23 protein-coding genes and 1 pseudogene are annotated in these 23,922 nt (G+C 61.2%); 13 read left to right on the forward strand and 11 right to left on the reverse strand.

The genetic code is table 11. The annotated features are described in order from the left end of the window. Positions 1 to 252: 252 nt before the first annotated feature. From ACMGE0_RS30175 to ACMGE0_RS30185, 3 genes and pseudogenes are all read left to right on the forward strand, one after another. Positions 253 to 476 (forward strand): annotated as a pseudogene (locus ACMGE0_RS30175) (ATP-dependent DNA ligase); the annotation flags it as partial. Positions 477 to 577: 101 nt separating this feature from the next. Beyond that, on the forward strand, positions 578 to 1,501 hold the full coding sequence (locus tag ACMGE0_RS30180; RefSeq protein ID WP_436819574.1) for a hypothetical protein: 924 nt from the start codon (positions 578 to 580) through the stop codon (positions 1,499 to 1,501). Positions 1,502 to 2,289: 788 nt separating this feature from the next. After that, positions 2,290 to 2,631, forward strand: a complete 342-nt coding sequence (locus tag ACMGE0_RS30185; protein ID WP_436819575.1) for a hypothetical protein — start codon at positions 2,290 to 2,292, stop codon at positions 2,629 to 2,631. Here ACMGE0_RS30185 and ACMGE0_RS30190 read toward each other — a convergent pair whose 3' ends face one another. Together ACMGE0_RS30190 and ACMGE0_RS30195 are read right to left on the reverse strand one after the other, a co-directional pair. Beyond that, positions 2,632 to 2,943 carry a DUF982 domain-containing protein gene (locus ACMGE0_RS30190; protein WP_436819576.1) on the reverse strand — a complete coding sequence of 104 codons (312 nt, stop codon included), beginning with the start codon at positions 2,941 to 2,943 and terminating at the stop codon, positions 2,632 to 2,634. Positions 2,944 to 3,335: 392 nt separating this feature from the next. Next, on the reverse strand, positions 3,336 to 4,376 hold the full coding sequence (locus ACMGE0_RS30195; RefSeq protein WP_436819577.1) for a LacI family DNA-binding transcriptional regulator: 1,041 nt from the start codon (positions 4,374 to 4,376) through the stop codon (positions 3,336 to 3,338). 173 nt (positions 4,377 to 4,549) lie between these two features. On the opposite strand from ACMGE0_RS30195, the gene ACMGE0_RS30200 reads away from it, so the two are divergent. The 10 genes from ACMGE0_RS30200 to ACMGE0_RS30245 all read left to right on the forward strand — a co-directional run bounded on the left by ACMGE0_RS30200 (position 4,550) and on the right by ACMGE0_RS30245 (position 17,358). Further along, on the forward strand, positions 4,550 to 6,475 hold the full coding sequence (locus tag ACMGE0_RS30200; protein WP_436819578.1) for an ABC transporter substrate-binding protein: 1,926 nt from the start codon (positions 4,550 to 4,552) through the stop codon (positions 6,473 to 6,475). A gap of 86 nt (positions 6,476 to 6,561) precedes the next feature. Beyond that, entirely contained in the window at positions 6,562 to 8,670 is a 2,109-nt protein-coding gene (locus tag ACMGE0_RS30205) for a family 10 glycosylhydrolase (protein WP_436819579.1), read from the forward strand. Positions 8,671 to 8,769: 99 nt separating this feature from the next. Continuing rightward, a complete protein-coding gene (locus ACMGE0_RS30210) occupies positions 8,770 to 9,756 on the forward strand; it encodes an ABC transporter permease (protein ID WP_436819580.1) in 987 nt (328 codons plus the stop codon). A 10-nt stretch (positions 9,757 to 9,766) separates the two neighbouring features. Beyond that, positions 9,767 to 10,960 carry an ABC transporter permease gene (locus ACMGE0_RS30215; RefSeq protein ID WP_436819581.1) on the forward strand — a complete coding sequence of 398 codons (1,194 nt, stop codon included), beginning with the start codon at positions 9,767 to 9,769 and terminating at the stop codon, positions 10,958 to 10,960. Positions 10,961 to 10,970: 10 nt separating this feature from the next. Beyond that, entirely contained in the window at positions 10,971 to 12,677 is a 1,707-nt protein-coding gene (locus ACMGE0_RS30220) for an ABC transporter ATP-binding protein (RefSeq protein WP_436819582.1), read from the forward strand. Between the two features lie 10 nt (positions 12,678 to 12,687). Next, on the forward strand, positions 12,688 to 13,467 hold the full coding sequence (gene otnI / locus ACMGE0_RS30225) for a 2-oxo-tetronate isomerase (RefSeq protein ID WP_436819583.1): 780 nt from the start codon (positions 12,688 to 12,690) through the stop codon (positions 13,465 to 13,467). A 7-nt stretch (positions 13,468 to 13,474) separates the two neighbouring features. Beyond that, on the forward strand, positions 13,475 to 14,350 hold the full coding sequence (locus ACMGE0_RS30230; protein ID WP_436819584.1) for a 2-hydroxy-3-oxopropionate reductase: 876 nt from the start codon (positions 13,475 to 13,477) through the stop codon (positions 14,348 to 14,350). Between the two features lie 110 nt (positions 14,351 to 14,460). Further along, positions 14,461 to 16,575: a beta-galactosidase gene (locus ACMGE0_RS30235; protein WP_436819585.1), complete on the forward strand. Its 2,115-nt coding sequence runs from the start codon at positions 14,461 to 14,463 to the stop codon at positions 16,573 to 16,575. 144 nt (positions 16,576 to 16,719) lie between these two features. Continuing rightward, entirely contained in the window at positions 16,720 to 17,061 is a 342-nt protein-coding gene (locus ACMGE0_RS30240) for a hypothetical protein (protein WP_436819586.1), read from the forward strand. 147 nt (positions 17,062 to 17,208) lie between these two features. Next, a complete protein-coding gene (locus ACMGE0_RS30245) occupies positions 17,209 to 17,358 on the forward strand; it encodes a hypothetical protein (RefSeq protein WP_436819587.1) in 150 nt (49 codons plus the stop codon). A gap of 81 nt (positions 17,359 to 17,439) precedes the next feature. On the opposite strand, the gene ACMGE0_RS30250 is transcribed toward ACMGE0_RS30245, so the two are convergent. The 9 genes from ACMGE0_RS30250 to ACMGE0_RS30290 all read right to left on the reverse strand — a co-directional run bounded on the left by ACMGE0_RS30250 (position 17,440) and on the right by ACMGE0_RS30290 (position 23,915). Beyond that, positions 17,440 to 17,829, reverse strand: coding sequence for a GFA family protein (locus ACMGE0_RS30250; protein ID WP_436819588.1), 390 nt, complete (start codon positions 17,827 to 17,829; stop codon positions 17,440 to 17,442). 127 nt (positions 17,830 to 17,956) lie between these two features. Continuing rightward, on the reverse strand, positions 17,957 to 18,121 hold the full coding sequence (locus ACMGE0_RS30255; RefSeq protein ID WP_436819589.1) for a hypothetical protein: 165 nt from the start codon (positions 18,119 to 18,121) through the stop codon (positions 17,957 to 17,959). 37 nt (positions 18,122 to 18,158) lie between these two features. Then, entirely contained in the window at positions 18,159 to 18,380 is a 222-nt protein-coding gene (locus tag ACMGE0_RS30260; RefSeq protein ID WP_436819590.1) for a hypothetical protein, read from the reverse strand. A 106-nt stretch (positions 18,381 to 18,486) separates the two neighbouring features. After that, positions 18,487 to 19,164, reverse strand: coding sequence for a DUF1028 domain-containing protein (locus ACMGE0_RS30265; RefSeq protein ID WP_436819591.1), 678 nt, complete (start codon positions 19,162 to 19,164; stop codon positions 18,487 to 18,489). Positions 19,165 to 19,198: 34 nt separating this feature from the next. Further along, positions 19,199 to 20,488 carry an NAD(P)/FAD-dependent oxidoreductase gene (locus tag ACMGE0_RS30270; protein ID WP_436819592.1) on the reverse strand — a complete coding sequence of 430 codons (1,290 nt, stop codon included), beginning with the start codon at positions 20,486 to 20,488 and terminating at the stop codon, positions 19,199 to 19,201. Beyond that, positions 20,485 to 21,144, reverse strand: a complete 660-nt coding sequence (locus tag ACMGE0_RS30275) for a VOC family protein (protein WP_436819593.1) — start codon at positions 21,142 to 21,144, stop codon at positions 20,485 to 20,487. The genes ACMGE0_RS30270 and ACMGE0_RS30275 overlap by 4 nt, the downstream gene beginning before the upstream one ends. Continuing rightward, entirely contained in the window at positions 21,141 to 21,938 is a 798-nt protein-coding gene (locus tag ACMGE0_RS30280) for an ABC transporter permease (RefSeq protein ID WP_436819594.1), read from the reverse strand. Before ACMGE0_RS30280 ends, ACMGE0_RS30275 begins: the two co-directional genes overlap by 4 nt. Before the next feature lie 3 nt (positions 21,939 to 21,941). Continuing rightward, positions 21,942 to 22,805, reverse strand: a complete 864-nt coding sequence (locus ACMGE0_RS30285; RefSeq protein ID WP_436819595.1) for an ABC transporter permease — start codon at positions 22,803 to 22,805, stop codon at positions 21,942 to 21,944. A 60-nt stretch (positions 22,806 to 22,865) separates the two neighbouring features. Then, the gene (locus ACMGE0_RS30290) at positions 22,866 to 23,915 is read right to left on the reverse strand and encodes an ABC transporter substrate-binding protein (protein ID WP_436819596.1); all 1,050 of its coding nucleotides are present in this window, start codon (positions 23,913 to 23,915) and stop codon (positions 22,866 to 22,868) included. Between the last annotated feature and the right edge of the window lie 7 nt (positions 23,916 to 23,922).

Raw genomic sequence — 23,922 nt, forward strand, 5'->3', positions numbered from 1 at the left:
AAACGGCCAGCTGGCCGCGCATCTCGATGGTTTCCGGGCGGCTGCGCGATCCCTCGACCACCTCCATGCGCGCCAGCACATCCCGCGGGAAGCTTTGCGGGGTCGAATGCGATCACGCGCAGGGATGCGCCGTGATCCAGGAGTTTGCCAGCACCCGGCTGCCGATGTTGCCTGTGGGGGCCGTGATGACGATTATTTGTTTCTCCCTAATGAGTAGCGTATCAGCCCCGTCCAAAGCGGAATGTATCGACCGGCGTGACGACCACCATCCTTGACGGGGAGGCTGTCGTGCTCGACGAGCAAGATTGCTCCGACTTCGGCGGGCTGCACGTTCTCCTGGCGGGCGCAGCGGGAAACCCGTGTCGACCAAATCCATCTTCTATGCCTTTGATCTGCTCTATCTCGATGGGCACGATTTCACCCGCACGGAGCTGTCGGTCCGCCGTCACCTGCTTGAGGATGTCGTGCCGGCGGAAGGGAGCGGCGCCATTCTTCCTATAAGGGCCTAAGGGAAGTCCAGGACAACGCAGCCGTATTCGAAGTGACGGACTGAACCCGACGCCCTACATGAGCGTCTATGGAAAACGACAGAAAGCCGGCGGTCGAAGGCTATGATCAAGCCGCGTCCGATGATGCTGATCATGAGATCGATGGCGCGCTTGCGACATTCCCGTTCGATCGCATGTCAGCGCAGCGCTTTCGCCAGACATTCCCTCGCGCCCGATGGAACGACAAGCTGCAGGCCTGGACCGTTCCGGGCAAGAGCGCGCGGCGCCGTATCGATCGTTGGCTGGCTCTGGAGGCGGCGAGAACGGAGGCGTTTGCGAACGAGAAAGGCCGCGATGCCTATGCGTTCGAACCGATCCTGAGCCCTTACCTCGAACTCGACGATATGGGTTTCAGGGTCAGGACACTCTATTCCAGGAGGATCGTCGAGGAGCTTCGGCAGATCCCTTTTTCACGTTGGGACGGCGATCGGCGTGTGTGGCGTGTACCGTTTTCTTCATATGACGATCTTCAAAATCGATGGAAAACGATCGGGGAGGCGGCCAGGCGCAACGAGCCGGAGGAGCGCCGAAAGCGGGCCGAGGCGCGCAAAGGCACCGACGAAGAGCTGCGCTTGAAACGACGATCGTCGGAGAGACGGCGCCGGCGTCTGCCTTTGCCCTCCCACGATCTCCCGCAGCTCGGACGCCCGATCGCCACTTTAGTCTACGGGATCGTCGTCGTCACCGCCATAACCGGTGAGCTTGTCGATCGCGGCGCGTTTGCCGATCTCTATCCGGACCTCACAGATGACCATCTTTGGTGTCTCTGGCGGTTGCCGACGCTCGACGAGCTGATCCACACCTGGCCGGCCAAGACGACCGCCGGCGCCTACGAGCACATGCGCGGCTGGTGGCAACCGACGATCGATGAGCTGCGAGAAGCGAGACGGAGAGCACGATCGCGGGAGCGGCGCAACGCCGGCGCGGATTTTCAGCAGATGCCGGAACATTAACTGCATCGTCGTCTTGGACCTTCTCACGGCGACAGAAGATCATGGGCCGAAGATGTTTCAGCGGATCGGTTTTCCAGGAGGAGGCATGACAGACATTCGATCGAACGGTTTCGGCACAAACTGGGCCTTCAGCGACATCTGGATGAATTGGACGACGAGGCACCGGCGGAAGATCCCTTTGACGATACAAAGATGGGCGATCCCGATGCTGCCGCAGGGAAATCGCCTGGCTGCGCAAGGATGTCCCCGATCTGCGCGAACGGCTAGCGGCGATCCGAAATCAGACGGAGGACCTTTCGCCAGGCCGGGCAGAAGATCATCCTTGGCTTCGGATTGCCGCCACCATCGCCACCACAATCGTTCTCGGCAAGCTCGTTCAGCGTGCACGCCTCGGCGCGTCGGGCGCGGCTGCCGTTCCGATGATCGCCGCTCAGCTTGATCGGCGCCTGTGATAGGAAGCATGTGAGCCGCGACGCTGCCTTCAGGCTGCTTTCGCCGTTCCGCGCAATCGCTTGATCGCCTGCTTTCAAAAAGCGGAAATGCGGTTCGAAAGCTTGCGGTTCCATGATCGATGCTGTCCATTCCGGAAACAGAAAGGGCGCTCAACCCGGTCGGGGAGCGCCCTTTCTTCGAACCCGGACAGCCTCGAACGCCGACGAAGATCGTCGAGGAGGCCATCGATACGGGAAGTGAGCCTTAGATGTGGTCGAGGCTTGCGATTTCAAGTGGTGTGCACGTGAAGGGATCGCTAATCAGCCTTAGCTCATGAACAGCCCGATTCGGAGGGGATGGTGACGACGGAACAGACGCGCAGGTCGATCGCTGAGCGCGTCATCGCGCGAGCGCGCGCTCGCGGAACGCCGATCGACGGCGATCCCGAATACATGACGATCGTCGACGCCTGGATCGCGGGTGAGATCAGCATCCAGGAGATGCGCCAGCGCTATATCGCCCTGCTGCAGCGGCGCTCTCAGGCGTTTCGCGCTCGCACGCCGTATCACCTGGCAATGACGGCGATCGAAGAAGAACAAGCTGGAGAACGTTCGACCATGACCGAGATGATCGACCACAGCGATCAGGAAGAGATTTCAGAAGGAGACCCCGCTAAGGGCGGCGCCATCAAGGCCTGATCAGATGGCGGCCATCCGGGGGGCTCGGGCCAGGTGCGAACCGGGCTTCACCTTCCAGGCTGCCATGACCGCCGGCATGCCGGCCTCCAGGCAAGCCCCCATGAAAGCCTCGCGCGCGATGACGGCCGGCACGATGCCGTTAAGCGCGCGCCGGCATGTCTTCACCGCCCGGTCGTGGCGCTCTCCGTGCCGCAAGGGCCATTCATTTTCGAGAAAGTCGAGGGCGTCATAGACGCCGGTGAAGGTGCGCTCCAGACCGCATTGCAGCCTAATCGTCACGGGTGGAGTCCATGGAACATCGTTCAGCGGCATTTCTTCCTCCTTTCATGCCACCAATGGTCCTGAACCAGATATCGTCAGCGGGCGGAACGCCTTCAAGGACCGCATAGGCTGGGCCTGCGATCCGTTGCCGTCGCTCAGAAGGCGAATTCTACCTGCTCGGGCTCTGCGCGATCCTGCGAAATCTCGAAGGTTCCGGGAGCCAAGGGACGCAGCAGTTCCTCTTCCGGGCGCGTCAGGTCGAGCCAGTCCATACGGTCTTCTTTCCGCAGAAGCGCCATCTGGCGACTGATCCGATCTTCCGATCTGGGCCCGCGATCGGGAAAGAGGCCGGAGCATCGACTGATTACATACCGCCGGATCAACGATCCGCCGCCCTCGCAACACATGCCGCTTTGCGCGAATGAAGCGGGAAGGCCTGTGGGCTAGCCGCCGACCTGCCCCAATTGTGCATCGCTGTCATTGACGTGCGCTGCATCCTTGCAGGGGCCAGTGGACCGACGTTCGATGATCCTCGATGCGACATAAATGCGCCGTGCCGGCATCCCTTGCTGTCGCGGCCTTTCCATTCGCTCGACCAGGAGCTGCAGGCCGACGGTACCGCATTCCTGCCCTTCCATGCGCACCGTCGTCAGTGGAGGCGAAATCTGCCTCGCTGGGGAGAAATCGCCGAAGCCGACGACGGAAATGTCGTCGGGAATGCGGTATCCCTGCCCCAGCAGTTCGGAGACGACGGTAAGGGCAAGGCCGTCATGAGCGCAAAAGAAGGCGGTCGGGAAAATTCCCTTTTCCTTCAATGCTTGATAGGCGTCGGCGAAACCGTCCTGCTCCTCGAACTGCATGGCATAGAGCGCAACGTTCGGATAACGTTCGGCAATTTCGCGCGCTCCATAAAAACGCTCGCGGCGGCCGCGATAGCCGGGCACGCCATAGACATAGGCGATGGAGCGGTGCCCGAGGTCGAGCAGATACTGCATGACGGCCTGCCCGGCTTCATGATCGGTGCCGGAAACATGATCTGCATCCTCCAATGGATCGACCCAGCCGAACCGGACGATCGGAATACCTGTCGCCGTGGCCGCCGCAATCGCCTCACGGTCATGAGGGCCGACGAGCAGAAGACCTGCACAAGCACGCGCCAGGTCTCCGAGCTGGCCGGGACTGTGTGTCCAATGCATCCGCAAATTCAGCCCCAGACGATGCGCCTCTGCCTGGACCCCATTCTGGATTTGCATGTAGAGCTCGCTGTTGACGGCATCATGATCGTGGAACACCACTGCGATGTCGCTTACGGCGATCTTGCTGATCGGCTTGATATATCCCAATCGCCGCGCCGTCTCGCGTATGTGCTCGCGTGTCTCCTCGCTGACGCCGCTCTTGCCGGCCAGCGATCGGGAGACCGCATATTTCGAGAGGCCGACCTCTCGTGCGATCGTTTGCAAAGTGACGCGTCCGCGTTTTCCCATTCCCATACCTTTCCGCCGTTCCGTCTTGCTAAACTGTTGCGCTGCAAAACGCAAATTTTCCAAACGAATTAACATAACGCTTTACCTAACAATAATCGAATGGCAGCTTTTGTTATCCGAGCCTGGGAAGAAGAAGAAAAAAGAGGGGCGTGGATCTTGTGGAGGAGAAACTGATGATCAAGCTGAAACGTCGAACGTTTCTGGCCGGAGCTTCGGCTGCACTGATTTTGCCGGCTTTGCCAGCCCTTGCATTGGATTACAAGGAAGCGAGCATCCTCAAAGACAAGGTATCGGGCGGCGCTCTCCCGCCGGTCAAGGATCGGCTTCCCGAAAATCCCCTTGTCATCAAGCCTGTCGAAAGCGTCGGAAAATACGGCGGCGACTGGAAGTTGGCACTGGTGGGAGGCGGTTCGCTTTCCATGCTTTTCCGCTATCAGGCCTATGAGCCTCTGCTGCGCTATACGCCGGATTGGTCGGGCGTGACCTTGAATGTGGCCGAAGCCTTCGAGGCAAACGCAGATTCGACGGTCTACACGATCCGCCTGCGCAAGGGCATGAAATGGTCGGACGGGCACCCTTACACGACGGCGGACGTGAAGTTCTGGTACGATACGATCCTCACGGACAAGCGCGTTGCGGTGACCAGTCAGGGCCATTGGAAGACGGCCGGCAAGCCGGCCAAGCTGGAAGTGGTGGATGAGCAGACGTTCAAGGTGATTTTCGAAAGACCTAACGGTATGTTCCCGCTGCAGGTCGCCTGGTCGAACTGGGATCATACCACGCGCTGCCCCAAACATTATCTCGAGCAATTCCACATTGACTACAATCCCAAGGCCGACGAACTTGCCAAGCAGCGCGGCTTCGAGAGCTGGATCGCCTCTTTCCAGGCCGCCTCCGGCTTTCAGGACGACAACGCCTTCTTCCTGAATTCCTCCAAAAAGCCATGCCTCAATGCCTGGATGTTCACGATCGCGCCGGGCGAGAACACCGAAAGGGTGGTGGCGGAACGCAACCCCTACTACTGGAAAGTCGATACCGAAGGTAACCAACTGCCCTACATGGATCGCATCGTCTACCAGATGGTGGCTGATCCGCAGGTGCTTCTGTTGAAGTGCATGCAGGGTGAAATCGATCTGATGGACCAGTATATCGCGACGCCGAACAACAAGTCGGTGCTCTACGATGCGCGGCAGCAGGGCGACTATGACTTCTATACGCTGACCTCGACGGAGGCCAACGTGATGAACTTCATTTTCAATCTGAACCACAGCGATGACGTGAAGCGCAAACTGTTCCGGAACAAGAATTTCCGGGCAGCGCTGTCGATGGCGCTCGACCGCCAGGCGCTGATCGACGCGGTGCTCGTCGGCCAGGGCGCACCGGCCCAGCCATCCATCAAGGAGGGCGATCCGCTCTACAACGAACAGCTTGCCAAGCAGTTCACCGAATACGATGTCGACAGGGCCAATGCCATGCTCGACGAGCTTTTGCCGAAGCGCGACGACCAGAACTTCCGCCTCGACGAGAAGGGCCGGCGCCTGACCATCATCTTCGAGATCGACCAGGCGCGGGCGATCTTCCTCGATCTCTTCCAACTGGTGATCCCGATGTTCCAGGTGGTCGGCATAGATGCGCAGATGCGCACCATGGATCGTTCGCTTTGGGAGACGCGCGTGCGCCAGGGCCGCGACTTCGACGCCACGGCCCATCAATTCGGCGCCAATGGCGGCGTCGCGGCCATGCTCGACCCGCGCTATTACGTGCCGACGGACAGCAACGCGATGTATGCCCCGGCCTGGCAGCTCTGGTATCTCGATCGCAACAACGCCAATGCCGAGGAGCCGCCGCCGGAAACGAAGGCGCAGCTTGAGCTCTACGACAAGCTGAAGGCGACATCCGATCCCGCCGGCCAGCAGGACGTCATGAAGCAGATCCTGCAGGGCGCTGCTGAAAATTTCTACGTCTTCGGCATTTCGCAACCGCCGGACGGCTACGGCATCGTCAAGAACAACATGAAGAACATAACCAGGACCATGCCGAATTCCTTCGGCTGGCCGACGCCTGCCCCCACCATGCCGGAGCAGTTCTACAAGGTTTGATGGCGGTCGACAGTTGACGCATTCCGGGGCGCCGGCTTTGCCTGCCGGCGCAACGGTTTTCTTTTCCCGACGATTGGATGAAGACGATGCTTGAGTCGAGACGACAGAACACCGACACGTTGAGAACGCCGGACTGGTTCAGGACCGCGACGCGCTGGACCCAGCTCACCTTCGTGGAGGATGACCCGGAAAAATACGATCCCGCATTCTGGATCGACGTCTTCAAGCGCACGAAATCCAATGCGGTGTGCCTCAGCGCCGGCGGCTACATCGCCTATTATCCGAGCCAGATCCCCTATCATTATGTCAGCAAGTATCTGGGCGACAAGGATATCTTTGGCGCGCTCGTCGATGCGGCGCGTCGGCTGGACATGCATGTCATGGCCCGTGTCGACCCCCATGCCATCCATGACGACGCGGCGAAGGCCCATCCGGAATGGATGATGATCAACGCCGACGGCACGCCGCGCCGCCATTGGGCCTACCCGGACGTTTGGGTCGCCAATGCCTATGGCGATTACAATTCGGTCTTCATGCCGGAAGTGGTGAAGGAGATCGTCCGCAAATACGATGTCGATGCGATCTTCGCCAATCGCTGGCAGGGCCACGGTGTCGACTACAGCGAGAACAGTGCGCGCCGCTTCAAGAATATGTTCGGCCATGACCTGCCCCGGCAACCGGATGCGGAAGACCCGGCATGGCAGGCCTGGCTGCAATGGCGCCGCCGGGTGCTGACCGACGTGATCGCCCAATGGGATGACGCCGTGAAGGCCATCCGCCCGCACGCGAGCTTCATTCCCAATATGAGCGGCGCATCGCTGATGGAGTTCGACCTATCCGTCATTGCCAAGCACTGCCCTTTTCTGGTTGTCGACCACCAGGGCCGCAAGGGGTTGGAGCTCGGCTGGTCCGCGGGCCGCAACGGCAAGCGCATCCGCGCCACCTTCCCGGATCGTCCCGTCGTGCTGATCACCTCGATCGGCCCGGAGGAGGAATACCGCTGGAAAGATGCGGTCACTTCCGGCGAGGAGATGCAGCTCTGGATCAACGACGGCACGGCCCACGGACTTTATGCTTGGTTCACCAAGTTCAACGGCGTGGTGCCGGACAAACGCTGGGTAGAACCGGTGGCCGATGCTTTCGTCCTGCAATCGGCCGTCGAGCCGGTGCTCGAAAGCATGAGGCCGACAGCGGAAATCGCGGTTATCGATCCCTCGACCACGCTGCGCCACTGGGCGCCGGAGAACCGGCACAATGCCGAAAAGCACGATCTCGGCTTCTATCACGCGCTCGTCGAAGCCCGCCTGCCCTTCGAGCTTCTCTCCGACCAGGTGCTGACCCAGAACAATCTCGACCGTTTCAAGGTCGTCATTCTCGCCAATGCATCCTGCCTCTCGGATGAACAGAACGCGGCGATCGGCGCCTATGTCGAGCGTGGCGGCAGCGTTATCGCAGCTTATGAGACGTCGTTGCGCGACGAGTTCAGCAAACCGCGGCCGGAATTCGGGCTCGCCGATGTTCTCGGCATCAAGTTCGTCTCCGGCCCGCGCGGCGTCGTCAAGAACACCTATGTGGCGCTCTCGGGCGAGCACCCGGTCAACCGAGGCTATGAGGGCGCAGCCCGTATCATGGGCGGCACGCGGCTCATTCATGTCGAGCCGGTCGGCAAGGTGGAAACGCCCTTTCTCTATGTGCCGGATTTCCCGGATCTGCCGATGGAAGAAGTCTATCCGCGCAAAGACCCGGAAGGCGCTGCCGTCGTCGCCCGCGAAACCGGCAAGGGCGGCCGCACCGTCTATATTCCTTGGAATATCGGCGAAATCTTCTGGGAAGTATTTGCTGTCGATCACGCCCGCCTGATTGCCAACGCCGTCCATTGGGCGCTCGGCAAGGCATCGCGTGTCACCGTCGAAGGCCCGGGCGTCATCGATCTGGCGCTGCGAGAGAATGACGAGGGCATTGCACTCAGCCTCTTCAACTTGACCAATCCGATGATGATGAAGGGGCCGATCCGCGAAAATTATCCCCTGGCAAGCCAGGTGGTTTCGGTGGAAATTCCAAGGGGCAAGTCGGTGGCGCGGGCCTGGCTTGTGGTGGCCGATCGTGCCGCGAACTTCAGCATCGAGAATGGCCGCGCGACTCTGGAAGTACCGAGCATCGAACGGCTGGAGGTAGTGCACCTCACCTGGAAATAAGGTGCGGAAGGGAGGATGTCTTCGGCCTGGAGGGGCCGAAGCCGGATGGAGATCGGCAGAAGGCGCAGCGGCGCTTTCAACGAGAGGAGAAATATTCCGATGCTTGGTTATATCTTCAAGCGCATTGCCTACATGGTCCCGACCCTGTTCGGCATGTCGCTGATCTCGTTCCTGATCATCCAGCTTCCGCCGGGTGATTACCTGACCTCGATGATCGCCACGATGAGCGACAGCGGCCAGGCCATCGACCCGGCGCAGATCGAGCGACTGAAGGAAATCTACGGTTTCGACGATCCGTTCTATGTCCAGTATCTGAAATGGATGTGGGGCATCCTGAGCCGCGGCGATTTCGGCCAGTCCTTCGAATGGAACCGGCCCGTTGCCGACCTCATCTGGGCCCGCATGGGTTCGACGCTGGTCATCTCTCTTCTGAGCCTTCTCTTCGTCTGGATCGTCGCGCTGCCGATTGGCATCTATTCCGCCGTACGCCGCCATTCCGTCGGCGACCATGTCTTCACCTTCTTCGGCTTCATCGGGCTTGCGGTGCCGAATTTCATCCTGGCTCTGACGCTGATGTATGTGGCCTACCGGTATCTCGGCCAGAGCGTCGGCGGTCTCAACTCGCCGGAATTTGCGGAAGCACCCTGGAGCTTCGCCAAGGTCATGGACTTCCTGGCGCACCTGTGGATCCCGATCCTCATTATTGGCGCTTCGGGAACGGCCGCGCTGATCCGCATCCTGCGCGCCAATCTGACCGACGAGCTGCACAAGCCCTATGTCATCACCGCCCGCGCCAAAGGCCTGCCGGAATACAAGGTTATCCTCAAATATCCGGTGCGCGTCGCGCTCAACCCCTTCGTCTCGGCAATCGGCTGGGTCCTGCCTCATCTCGTTTCCGGCGTGACGATCACCGCGATCGTCCTCAACCTGCCGACGGCCGGTCCGCTTCTCTTCCGCGCGCTGGTCTCGCAGGACATGTACCTCGCCGGCAGCTTTATCCTGCTGCTCAGCGCCCTCACCCTGGTCGGCATGCTGATCTCGGATCTGCTGCTGGCGCTGCTCGATCCGCGCATCCGGTTTAATTGAGGAGACCGGCATGAGCGTTCACGAAACCATCGGACAACACCCGCAAGAACCGCCGCTCGTCATCGTCGACGGCCCCTCGATCAGCCCGCTGAAAAAAGGCAAGGCCGTTTCGACGGCTGCGGTAGGCCCGTGGCGGCTGGTGGCCGGCAAGCTCGTCCGCCAGAAGGTGGCGATGGTCGCTGGCGCGATCATCCTGTTCTTGTACCTGGTCGGTCTTTTCGCCGAGTTCCTCGCCCCTTCCCTGCCGGCCACGTCCAAGCCGCAATATACCTATGCGCCGCCGCAGGGCATCAGCCTCTTCGTCACGCGACCGGATGGCAGCAGGGAATTCAACCTGCATGTGAAGGGTTACAGGGTCGAGATCGACAAGGTGGCGCTGAGGCGCACCTTCGTCGTGGACGACGCGAAGGTGGTGCCGATCGGCTTTTTCGTCAAAGGCCCGGCCTACAAGTTCTGGGGCCTGATCCCGATGAACCGCCACTTCATAGGCCCGCTCAATCCCAACGATCCGATGTACCTGCTCGGCACCGATCGCCTCGGCCGCGACGTCTTTTCGCGGTTGATCTATGGAACCCGCGTTTCCATGTCGATCGGCCTTGTCGGCGTCGCCATGTCGCTGGTGCTTGGCGTGGTCTTCGGCTCGATCTCCGGTTTCTATGGTGGCTGGATCGATACGTTGATCCAGCGTATCATCGAGGTGGTGAGCGCCATGCCGACCATCCCGCTATGGCTGGGGCTTGCAGCCGCGATCCCGCTCACCTGGTCGCCGGTCAACGTCTATTTCGTCATCACCATCATCGTCTCGCTGCTCGGGTGGACGAGCCTGGCCCGTGAGGTGCGCGGCCGTTTCCTGGCGCTCCGGAGCGAAGATTTCGTCACCGCCGCAAGGCTCGACGGATCGAGCGAGGTCCGGCTGATCTTCCGCCATATCCTGCCGTCGCTGACGAGCCATATCCTCGCCGTGGTGACGCTTGCGGTACCGACCATGATCGTCGCGGAGACCTCGCTGTCCTTTCTCGGCATCGGGCTGAAGCCGCCGGTCGTAAGTTGGGGCGTGCTGCTGCAGGACGCCCAGAACATCCGCGCGGTCGCGACCGCCCCCTGGCTTCTGATCTGGCCGTCGCTGGCGGTAGTCGTCGCCGTCCTGTCCTTCAACTTCTTCGGCGACGGCCTGCGCGATGCGGCCGATCCCTATGACAATTGAGGAGGAAGCGATGAACACCCTTCCCGACGATGTCGCGCTTTCGGTGGAAAACCTGTCGGTCGATTTCCGCCTGCGCACCCATATCCTTCATGCCGTGGAAAACGTGAGCTTCCAGTTGAAGCGCGGCGAGACGCTCTGCCTCGTCGGCGAAAGCGGTTCGGGCAAGAGCGTTACGGCCCGCTCGCTGCTGCAGATCGTCGACCGCCCCGGCAAGATCGTCGGTGGGCGCATCCTGCTGCGCAATCGAGATGCCGTTACGGACGTGGCGACGCTTCATCCCGACAGCACTGCGATGCGGGCCATCCGCGGCCGGCGCGTCGGCCTGATCTTCCAGGAGCCTATGAGCTCGCTGTCGCCCGTTCACACGATCGGCTCGCAGATCATCGAGGCGATCCGCCTGCACACCGCCATGGACAAGAAGGCGGCACGGGCGCGAATGATCGAACTGCTCCGCCAGGTCGAAATCCCGAACGCCGAAAAGATGGCCGACCGCTACACGTTCGAATTCTCCGGCGGCATGCGCCAGCGCGCGATGATCGCCATGGCGCTCGCGGGCGACCCGGACATCCTGATTGCCGACGAGCCGACGACTGCGCTCGACGTCACCACGCAGGCGGAAATCCTCGACCTTATCAAGCGCCTGCAGGTCGGGCGCGGCATGGCCATGCTGCTCATCACCCATGACATGGGGGTGGTGGCCGAAGTGGCCGACGAGGTGGCCGTGATGCGCTTCGGCCGCATCGTCGAGCATGGTTCGGTCGACGCGATCTATCATGCGGCCGTGCATCCCTATACCCGCCAATTGCTCGCATCGACCGTGAAACTCACCCGCCAAGCGGACGTAAGGAAACCGGCCGTGGCATTGTCGTCGGAAGCACCGAACCCGGTTCTTTGCGTGCGCAATCTCGGCAAGACGTTCGGGCTCGCGGGCAACAGCACGTTGAAAGCGGTCGATGAAGCCAGTTTCGACCTTTATCCGGGAGAGAACCTCGGCATCGTCGGAGAAAGCGGTTCAGGCAAGACGACGCTCGGCCGCCTGATCCTGCGCACCGTCGAACCGACGACGGGCACAGTCCTCTATCGGGGCGCGGATGGCACGCAGACCGACGTCACGGCTCTCGGCAAGAAGGAGCTGCGCGCCTTCCATCGCGAGGTTCGACTTGTCTTCCAGGATCCCTTCGCGTCGCTCAATCCGCGCATGACCGTCAAGGAGGTGATCGGCGATGCTCTGATCGTCAACGGGCTTGCCAAGGGCAAGGAGCTGGAGAACAAGGTCGCCGAACTGATGCGCCTTGTCGGCCTCGATCCGATGGGCATGGAGCGTTACCCGCATGCCTTTTCCGGCGGCCAGCGGCAGCGCATCGGGATTGCCCGGGCGCTGGCGCTCGAACCGCGCGTCATCATCGCGGACGAGGCGACCTCGGCGCTCGACGTCTCGATCCGCAGCCAGATCCTGGACCTCCTGCTCGATATCCGCCGGCGGCTGAACCTGAGCTTCATCTTCATCTCGCACGACATTTCGGTGGTGCGCTACTTCTGCGACCGTGTTGCGGTCATGCATCGCGGCAGGATCGTCGAGCTCGGTGAGGCCGAACAGATCTGCACCGCGCCGCAGGAAGCCTATACGAAGAGCCTGATTTCCGCCGTTCCCAATCCCGATCCCCGCGACAAACGCATGATGCACAGGCACCGTTTTGTCGCTCCCGCCACCGTGTAAGGACGTTCCCGTGCCGAAATTTTCAGCCAATCTCTCGTTTCTCTACCAGGACCTGCCCTTCCTCGACCGCTTCGCCGCCGCCGCAAGGGACGGGTTCGGCGCGCTCGAATATCTTGGCCCCTATACGGAACCGAAGGAAAAGGTTGCCGATGCCTTGAAGGCAAGCGGCCTCAAACAGGCGGTCTTCAACGTGCCGTCCGGCGACTGGGCCGGCGGCGAGCGCGGCATCGCCTGCCTGCCTGACCGCGTGCAGGAATTCCGAGACGGCGTTTTGCTGGCGCTCGACTATGCCAAGGCGCTTGATTGCAGTCGGGTCAACGTCATCTCGGGCCTGGTGCCAAAAGGCGCCGACCTCGACATTCTGGAAAATACGCTGGTCGAAAACCTGAAGCATGCCGCGCTGCGCTGCGCCGACGCCGGCGTGAAACTGCTGATCGAGCCGATCAACCTGCGCGACATTCCGGGATTCCTTCTCTCGACCACCGGCCATGCCGAACGCATCCTCGAAAAGGTTGGCTCCGACAATTTCTATATCCAGTACGATTTCTACCACATGCAGATCATGCAAGGGGATCTCATCCCGACCTTCAACAGGCTCAAGGATAAGATTGCCCATGTTCAGATCGCCGACAATCCCGGCCGAAGCGAACCCGGCACGGGCGAGATCAACTACGATTTCATCCTCTTGGAACTCGATCGGCTCGGCTACGACGGCTGGGTCGGCTGCGAATACAAGCCGAAGGCCGGCACCCGCGAAGGCCTCGGCTGGATGAAACCTTATCTGAGATAGGCGGAATATGAATATCGGATTTATCGGACTGGGCGTCATGGGTCACCCGATGGCGGAACACCTGATCGACGCGGGCCACACGCTGCATCTGAGCCGTGTCAAGGAAGCCTCGCAGCATCTTTTGACCAAAGGCGGCATTGCGGCGCCGAGTGCCAAGGCGGTGGCCGAAGCCTCCGAGGTCATCATCCTGATGCTGCCGGACACGCCAGATGTCGAAACCGTTCTCTTCGGCGAGGATGGTGTCGTCTCTGGCCTTTCCAAAGGCAAGCTGGTGGTCGACATGAGCTCGATCTCGCCGGCTTCGACGAAAGGCTTTGCAAGGCGCATCGAAGCGCTCGACTGCGACTACCTCGACGCACCCGTCTCCGGCGGCGAGGTCGGCGCCAAGGCCGCGTCCTTGACGATCATGGTCGGCGGCAAACAAGAGGCCTTCGATCGGGCGAAGCCGCTGTTTGAGAAGATGGGCAAGAACATCACGCTCGTCGGTGGCGTCGGCGACGGCCAGACGGCCAAGGTGGCCAATCAGATCATTGTCGGGCTCACCATCGAAGCCGTGTCGGAAGCTCTGCTTTTCGCCAAATGCGCCGGCGCCGACCCGGCCAAGGTGCGCGCTGCGCTGATGGGGGGCTTTGCCGCCTCCCGCATCCTCGAAGTGCATGGCGAACGCATGATCAGGCAAGCCTTCGAGCCCGGCTTTCGCATTCGCCTGCACCGCAAGGATCTGAGGCTCGCCATCGATGCCGCAGGCGCGCTTAATCTTTCGTTGCCAAACACCGCCGCGACCCAGCAATTGATGAACGCTGCCATCGCCAACGGCGATGGAGAACGCGATCATTCGGCCCTCATCCGCACGCTCGAACTCCTCGCCGGAGGGCCACGCTAAGACCAACGTTTCTTAAGATCACGGACACGATTTCGCCTCCCTTCCAGCCGGAAGCCAATTCTCCGGATGGCGAAGCCTTGTCCGGACGAAAGACAGAGAAGGACAGTGCAATGCTCAGAAACGATATCCAGTTCCCTTATGGAGCCGTCTATTTCCGCAAGTCGAACCCACCGCGGGACGATTGGGAACGAGATTACCGTGTCGCCGCAGAAGACGGACTAAACATCTTCCGTCATTGGTTCATGTGGGGTGCGATCGAGGTGGCGCCCGGCATCTACGACTGGGAGGAATACGATCGGCAGCTCGATCTTGCTGCCCAAAATGGGCTCAAGACAGTGATCGCCGAACTCATTCATGCCGTGCCGGACTGGGCGGTGCGCAAGTTTGCCCATGCGGTGCAGGTCAATGCCGACGGTACCAAGCTCGGGTCCTATATGGGCGTCTCAGCTGCGACCGGCGGCTTTTCCAACAATGGCGGCGGCGCCGGCACGCTGACGCTCAATTGCCCGGAAGTGAAACAGGCGGCCGGCAACTTCCTGACCGCACTCGCCAGCCGCTACAAGGACCATCCAGCGATCTATGGCTACGACATCTGGAACGAATGCAACTATTCCGCCGATGTTGATTATTCGAGCTATGCCAAGGCCGCCTTCCGTACATGGCTGGAGAAGAAATACGGCAGCCTCAAAGCGCTCGCCAAGGCTTGGCACCGCTACAGCTATGCGGAATGGGATGATGTGGAGCCACCGGTGCACATGGCCCCCTATCCGGAATGCATCGACTGGCTGCAGTTCAAGCGCGACAATTTCTACGGCCAGATGCAGTGGCGCATCGATACGGTTCGCGCCGTCGACCCAAAGAACGTCATCGCCGCACACGGCATTTCCGGCTCGATTCCGAACATGGCGGCGAACGGCTGCGACGACTGGCTCGCCGCCTCCAAGGTCGAGATCTACGGCTTTACCTGGATCCAGGCGCGCAAGGGCACCGAACCCTGGAAAACCTGGTACGGGGTCGACATCAATCGCGCCGCCGCACGCGGAAAACCATTCTGGCATGCCGAGCGCCAGGGCGGCCCGCTGTGGTTGCAGCCGCAGGTGATCGGCCGCGACAAGGAAGACGGCCGTGTCGCGGAGCCCGAGGATATCCGCATCTGGAGCATGACATCGTTTGCCGGTGGCGCGCGTGGCGTCTTGAACCTGCGCTGGCGGCCGCTGCTCGACGGGCCGCTCTTCGGTGCCTTCGGCGCCTACGGCATGGATGGCAGCCGCACGCCGCGTTCGGACATGCAGAGCGCCATGGCCAAATGGGCGAACGATCCGGCACAAGCGCCGCTCTGGGAAGCGAAGCCCGTCCGAGGCGAGATCGGCATCCTCGTGGTGCGCGAGACGCAGGAATGGGATTACCTGCTGAACTACGACCGCAAGGAAAAGCCCTATCCGGAAGCCATGTGGGGTGCCTATCGCGCTTTCCTCGATAATGGCTTGCAGCCGGACTGGGTGCATATCGACGACATCGACGCGTATGATTTCCTCTATTTCCCCTATCCGATCATGCTCACCGCCGAGCAAGCGGATCGCCTCAAGGCCTGGGTGGAAAACGGCGGCACGCTGATTGCCGAGGCATGCCCCGGCTATTTCGGCGATCGTGGACATGTCGGCACGGTCCAGCCGAACCTCGGCCTCGATACCGTCTTCGGCGCGCGGGAGGAAACTGTCGAGTTCATGCCCGATATCGGCGACCGCATCCGTTTCAAGTTCGGTGATCTTGCCGTTGACGGCGGCGGTTTGCTGCAATCCTATCGTTTGAGCGGCGGCATAGGCCATGGCCAGTTCGACGACGGGCGGTTGGCAGTGGTCGAAAACCGCTTCGGCAGGGGACGCACTCTCTTGATCGGCACCAATCCCTCCGTCGCCTATTACCGCACCGACGGAAGGACGAATGTCGCCTTCTTCGCCAGCCTGCTGACATGGAGCGGATGCGAAAAACACGTCACGCTTTCCAACAACGCCCTCTTCGCCCGTGTCCACAAGGGTGGGAAAGGCAGCTTCCTCTGGTTGGTCAACCCAATCCGGACGGCGCAGACAACGACCGTCGAACTGGCTGGGGGTCACGGTGCGCTTGCCTCAGGCAGGGCCGCCTGGCCGACGGATTACACCTACGGAGGCGGCAAAATCGAGATCCCTGCGCGGGATGTTGTTGTACTGCCCCTCATGGAGGCGTGAGCGCGCGGCGGTCAGCTTCTACCCGGTTGGGAGGTGCGGGGGGACTGGCAGGATTGAATTGATCTGTTTCCTTGCAGAAGCCGGCCAGCGGCCAGGCGGGTGCAATGCCACCCGCAATTGCGATGCTGGTCGCCGGGCGGCCGAATGGCTGAGACAAAAGCTGGAGCGCCGGCTGCATGCCGAAAGGCTTGGATCTACGCGGGTTGGTTCCTGTTCGTGTCCATTCCTGCCGCCTATCTGATTGACTTTCTCTCAAACGCGTTTGGAATCGCTGGGGCTATGGCCGGCGTAACCCTGTGGCTCGCGCACGCTCTTCCCATGCTTTTTCTCTTCAAGTGCCCGAAGTGTGGCGCATCGGTTTATTGTCGCGACGGCGTGGGCTCTCTGGCGAAGCCGGAGAAGCTTAGATGGCCAGCCCAACAACTCATTCCACAGAAGGCATGCCGCAAATGCGGCGAAAACCATACCGTGCAATATCTCAATTGATGTCGGGCTACCCTTCTGGCTTGGCAGACGGGGCTGGCTGCGTATTCAGCGCTACAATCAAGGCTGGGCGCGTCGACTTCCCCTTGTATCTGATTGCGGGCACCGTTGGGCACCGGAACGATTGGAGAAGCGTATCGTTTGTCCTTCATGAAGAAGATCAACGGACCACGCGCAATGGCGATCACCATCCTATTCAGTGTCGCGATCTGCGGCGCTGTTTTCTCTATCAAGTGGTGGATGACAGACCGATTTGGCGAAGTGGACGAGAAAAGCAGCATTGCTGACCCGCCCGGTTGAGGTGCCGAGCATGCCGTGGCATGGGCGGGATAGATGTCACCCTCTCGGCAGAGCGAACAAGCCTTGGCTTGTCTTTGAACATCATCGTTGACAGGGAAAGCCAAGCTGGACCCACGCGACCTGCTGGTCCTCATACACGGCCTGGCTGGGAGAAAGACCGGTGCTGCAGACAAACGCTCCCATAGCAATAGCGATGAGATCGGGCCGAAACTCCGGATACCAGAACAACGTAGTTCCACAGGTAGGACAGAAGTGGAAGTGCAGTTGTTTACCGCTATCTCCCGTCCTCACGAAGGTCTGAGACGCGCCGGCGATTTCCGCACATTCCCGGCTGAAAAAGGCCGCCACACCAAAAGCGGATCCGGTTCGCTTCTTACAAGCCGCACAGTGGCATACCGAAACCTTCACCGGTTCGGCCTTTACGGTCACGCTCAGACCGCCGCATGAGCAGGAAGCAAATCTTTTTGACATCGGGCCGCCCCCGCCTCCTCGTCCAGAGCCTCACGGGATGATATCGTTGCCGGTCACTGAAATCAAAAGGCGAGCGAAGCCGCCGCCGGTCTCTGCCTATGGCACCGATTAGCTAGAACCGCGTCGCTCATTGAACTTCCTCCATCAGGCGCAGGCTGGCAACGACGCCGGTCTGGTATCCCACAAAGGCCGCGAGTTCGGCCAGACGAACGATATCAGCATCGCTGACGCCCGCCTTGTAGAGCTTCTCGATGCCATTCCGCGTAGCCGTGCGCGGACGGCATGTCGGCATGATCCAGCACGGCCTGCAGCCACGGCTCGTCCGAGGTTTACATCCGCATCGACCAGTCCAACGAGATCGAAGAAGTCCCCGCAGCGGGCAAGTGCTCGTAATAGTGGTCCTTCATTCTCGTGCCGCCGAGCCGCTCGGAGGCGCGAGCCGCGATCAGCGCCCGCAGCGCCCGGGACAGATCGCCCGGTTCAACAGGCGTCAGCACCGCCTTACGGCTTGCCTCTGTCAGCGCCATCAGGTCGGCGCGCCGTTCCAGCAACTTTCGGGTTCGATCGCTGAGATCCCCCCGACGAGCGTATCGATAAGGTCAGTCATGCCTCAAACCTTCAAGGATATCAACGTGGCGAAAAGAAATCGCGTCTCGTTCACACCTGCAGAGCAGAATGGATCAGCGGCTTCAGCGTTGCCGGTTCCAGGACCTGCGTGATGAACCTGTCGACGATCGGCTCGTAGTAGCGCCACAGGGAGCGCAGCCTCCTTGCGGGCTCGGCTTCAAAATCGACGCGCAGGTCCACCAGCGGCCAGGCGTGCCTGTCGACGATGAGCAGGGCCGCGGCCATGGCCGGTTGGGTTTCGCCGCCGGCGGCAACGCCCGCATCAAGCGAGGCGAGAAGCCGCTCGGCGAAAACCGCTGACTCGCTTGCCTCATAGCCGTGCACCATTGCTGCCGTGACCTCGGTGTTTGCCATAAAATTGCCGACGGAAACGCAGGCATCGCCCTCATGAGCGGTCGCGATGGATTCGATGTTCGGTCCGTTGAAGAACGCGGTCCGCCCCTCCCTGTCCACCGCCGCGAATTGCCGAAGGTTCGGATGCTCGCTTCCGGCCACCAGGATGTCGACCGTTTCGCGTGCCGAAAAGCCTCTGCCAAGGAGATCGAGGCCAAGCGGGCCACAGCGGATGTCGGTGCGATGCTGCGTGGCGATGACGCCGGTCCCCGCTTTCGCCCACGGGCATCGGTTGCCAACGGCTATGCTCGAGCTCGCAACGGCAATACCGAACATGCCGGTGGCCCGATCGAGTGCGGAAAGAGAAAAAGTCATGATGTCTCCTTGATGCCGTCGGCGCTCACAGTGTTCAAATCTCACGGCTGTCCTTGATCCGGTACCAGGGCAGGATCAGCCGAGCCGTGCGCGACACGAAGCCATGAAACGGCACCTGAGGCAGCGGGCTCGGACGAAGGGCGAGCTCCTCGTCCGCGACGCCTTCGATGGCATCAGCCAGAACAGGCGCCATCGCGCAGGCGAGTGCCAGTCCCCGGCCGTTGCAGCCGATCCAGGCGTAGATGCCGTCGGCACACCGATGAAGGCGCGGCAGCCGGTCAGTGGTCATGGCGATGCGCCCGCCCCAAAAGGAGGTCATCGGGTTGTCCGGGAGCGTCGGAAACATCTCCTTCAGCCGCCGCCCGACCATCTTAGGGAGGCGCCGTCCGGCGGCGGCCTGGATGGCCAGCGCCCCGCCGGAGACGAGCCTCCCCTCGCGATCCTTGCGGAAATAGCGAAGGTCCATGCGCGTATCGGACGACGCCTCACCATTCGGCAGAATGGTGTCCGCGAGGGCACCCAGCGGATCGGTTGCCGCCTGGTAAGATGTCACCGGGACGATCGTGCGCCGCAGTTCGGGCCAAAGGTTGCCGGTATAGGCTGCCGTCGTGATCGCAACCTTGGCGGTGCGGATGCGTCCTGCCGGGCTTTGCACGATCCAGCCGTCGCCGTCACGCTTGAGGCGTGTAGCGGGGCTGTTTTCATAAACGACGGCTCCTTCAGAAACGGCGGCCCGGGCCAGACCGCAGGTGAAGGCGTAGGGGTTGATGTGACCGCCGCCGCGATGCTCCCAACCGCCGCAATAGACATCCGTTCCAAGCCGCTGTGCGATCTCTCCGGCTGACAGGGCACCGGTCGGCGCACCGGCGGCTGCCCACTGAGCGGCAAGTCCGGCGACGCGCTTAGCTCGGCCGGGCGTATGGGCCGGCTGCAGCCAGCCGTTCCGGCGGGCGTCGCAATCGATTCCGTACCGATCCACCAAGTCGTACAGCCTGTCGGCTGCGCCCCTCACCAACTGGATGAAGCGTTCGCCCCGTTCTCTCGGCCAGATCTTCCGAATGGCATCGGGGCCGTGGCGGGTCAGGGCCGAGATGACCTGTCCATTGGCCCTTCCGGAGGCGCCATAACCTACTCGGGCGGCTTCAAGAACGACCACTCGACGTCCGCGGCGGGATAGCTCGATCGCGGTAGAGAGGCCGGAGATACCGCCTCCGATGATGACGATATCGGCGTTGATCGCACCAGAGAGAGACGCTGCCTGGAACGTCTCGCGCGACAGGGACATCCACAGCGGGGACGGCTTGTCCGTCGGCCAGGAGATCATTGGGCGATCACCTCCAGCTCCAGGTCGCAGAGGTCGTGCAGATCGCCGTACATCGCCCGTCGGCCCGACAGCACAAGCCTGCTGTTTCCGCCATTTACATCCATCCCTTCCCCGTTTTCTAACGTCGCGAGAGCGGACAGCGCCTGGACTTGCGGCAGGATGACGGAGACGAGCGATGCCGCACCGTTGGCGTGGATCATGGTTTCGGGGCGCCAGAGGCGTTCTGCCGTATGGTGCTGGCAGAGGAGGCACTGCAATCCTGGCGTCGCCTCCGGATCGATGCGGGTGATGGAAAAGCGCAGTTCGCCGTCGTCGGTCATGCGCGAGAAATGGCGGACCGGCTCGGCCGCGATACCGCGGGATGCCAGATGCCGAGCCGAACTCTCGATATCGGTGCTGCGCAGGGCAAGACCGCGGATCCCCGCTCCTTGCCAAAGCAGCTTGCGCCATGTGGCGTTGGCCGGCGTTTCCGCGACGATGCCCATGATCTCGATATAGCTGCCACAGAGCATGACGCAACGGTTGGCGGTGCCCATCGCGGCGGTGTGGCGGGTCTCGGGCGTGACATGGAAGCCCGCCGTCTCGAATGCCGAACCGGCTGCATCTAGATCCGGCACGAGGATGACGACGTGATCGATCGAAAGGCGCATGCTCATCCCGCGACCGTCATCTTGTCGATCCCGTAGATACGATCGACGATAAGAAGTGCGACGACGGCAAGCAGAAGCTGCAGCGTGCTCAGCGCCGCGATCGTCGGATCGAACTGGTTCTCCAGGTAGCTCAGCATCACGACCGGCAGCGTGTTGGTGTCGGCGCTGCCAAAGAAATAGCTGATCGGCAGGTTGTCGAACGACGTCAGGAAGGAGAAGAGGGAGCCTGCCATGATACCGGGGCGGATCAGTGGCAGCGTCACGTGCCAGAAGGTCAGGAACGGGTTGGCTCCCAAAATGGCTGCGGCTTCCTCATAGGAGCGCGGCATTCCGGCATAAACGCCGGCGACGGTGCGCACGATGTAGGGCAAGCAGACGACCGTATGGGTGATCAACAGCGCCGTGAACGATATGCCGATGCCGAGCCAGGACAGGAAGAACAGAGAGACAAAACCGATCACGATCATCGGCATCGACAGCGGCGACAGGAGGAAGGTCATCACCGCGTTCGCCCATGCACTGCGGGATCGCGCCAGATAGATCGAGGCCGGCACGCCGATCAGGCAGGACAAGATTGTGGCGCCGATGGCGATCTCGATGCTGACGATCAGCGCATCGATGAACGGCTGGTATTCGAAGATCCGCGCAAACCATTTCATCGACCAGCCCGGGATCGGGAACGAGACGTAACCGGCCGAGGTGAAGGATACGAGGACGACGATCAGGATCGGCGCCAGCATGAAAATGAAGAAGAGGACGACGAAGGCGGCAAGGGCGATATCGATCCAGTCCCGTCTCATCGCTCAGGCTCCCTTGCGGCGCACGAGGCGCAATTGCAGGAAAAGGCAGAAGACCGCAATCACAAGCAGGATCGTGCTCATCGCGCTCGCCATGCCGAAATCGCGGGTCGTGTTGAACTGCTGATAGATCATCAGCGGCAGCGTCTGCAGGCCACCACCGAGAAGCACCAGCGTCACGAAGCTGCCGTTGGCGATCATGAAGACGAGAATGGCACCGGTCCCGATCCCGTCCAGCGACAGCGGCAGGGTCACCTCCCAGAAAGTTCGTAGTCGGCTGGCGCCGAGGATCTTGGCGGATTCCTCGAGCCTCGTGTCGATGCCTTGCAGCACGGTCCCGATCGACAGGACCATGAAAGGTACGAGTACATGGACGAGCGCCGCGACCGCGATTTCCGGCGAATTTGTCAGGCGCAGCGGCACCGACAGCAATCCAAGTTGATCAACAAGCAGGTTGTTGACCAGTCCGCGGCGCGCAAAGAGTACCTGCCATCCGAACGTGCGCATGATGATCGACGTTAGAAGCGGCGCGATCAGCAGGAAGATAATGAGGCCCGCCCAGCGACCGGCCTTACGAACAAGGAAATAGGCAACCGGATATCCGATGATGATCGAGATGACTGTGACGCCTGCCGAGAGAGTCACTGTCTGGCCGATGATGCCGAGATAGAAACTGTCCGTCAGCAGCGAGACGTAGCGGGAAAGAGTAAAGCCTCCGTCGTCCGACAGGATGCTGCGCATGCCGTTGTCGAAGAGTGGCAGCACGAAAAACACGGCCAGAAAGAGAACCGCTGGCAAGGCCAGAAGATGTGGCGTCAGCAGCTTATTGCGCTGGCTCGGCGGAACCTGTTGGAGGCTGGTGTCGCTCATCGCTTGCATCCATTGGCGGTAAGGCAGGCTGCCCTCTCGGAGGGGCAGCCTTTTGATTGACTATCGGCCAATTTCACGGTTCCAACGGTCGACCCACTCGTTACGCACCTTAGCGATCTGTTCGTAGGGCGGAAACGCGGTCTTCTGCCAAGGCGTGATGCGCGGCTTCAGCTTCTCGCTGTAGACGACGTCGGTGTTCGTCACGCCGTAGTTCATGATGTCTGCAAACTTGGTCTGGTTCTGGGCATCGAGGATTTCGTTGATGTAATCCCAGGCTAGCGGGTCGGCATTCTTCGGCTTCTGCACGGCAACACCATTCAGTGAGCCGCCCTCTTCCGGATTGATGAAGTCGATCCAAGTGGCGCCACTGTCATAATGGTTCCAGGTGCGGCCGTCGAAATAGATGCCGACATCGGCCTCGCCAGAGGACAAGTGGTTGAAGAAGTCGTTCGGGCCGCCCCAGTAGACAAGGTTCTCCTTCATCTTCTCCATCGCCTTGAAGAACGGGTCAACGTTCTCCACGCCGCCGCCGAGTGCCTTGGCCATAGCCCAGATCAGCATGATCGGGGTCACGGCGTAGCTGATGGAAGGAACGGAGGCGATGAGTTCGCCGGATGCCACGCGATCGACAAATTCCGCGAAAGACTTCGGCGGGTTCGAAACGCGTTCCTTGTGGAAGGTGATGCCGCCGACGCCGTAGTCAAACAGCGTGCCTTTGCCCATGACCGAATCCGTCAGTTCCTGGGGAATCTTTGCGAGGTTCGGCAGCTTGTCGACCGTAAACGTATCGACGAGGTCGGCCTTGGCAGCGCTGAGCGCCAGGTCGGGGGTCATGATCAGGACGTCGACCGGAGGCTTGGCCTGGTTGGCTTCGACCTGCGCCAGCCACTGCGGCGGACCGCCGAGCGAAACGTTGGCCTTCGCCTTTGTCTTCGCCTCGAAGGGAGCAACGAAGCAGGTGCGGACAGCCTCTTCCCAAACGCCGCCGAAGGCGGTGACGGTGATTTCCTTGGACTGTGCGCTGGCAAGACGCGGCATGCCTCCCGCCAGCAGGCTCGCGCCCACCATGGCGCTACCACTGAGGAAGTTTCTTCTCTTCATTATCGTCATCAGAGTT

The organism is Neorhizobium descurainiae (assembly GCF_051400715.1).
GTDB lineage: Bacteria > Pseudomonadota > Alphaproteobacteria > Rhizobiales > Rhizobiaceae > Neorhizobium.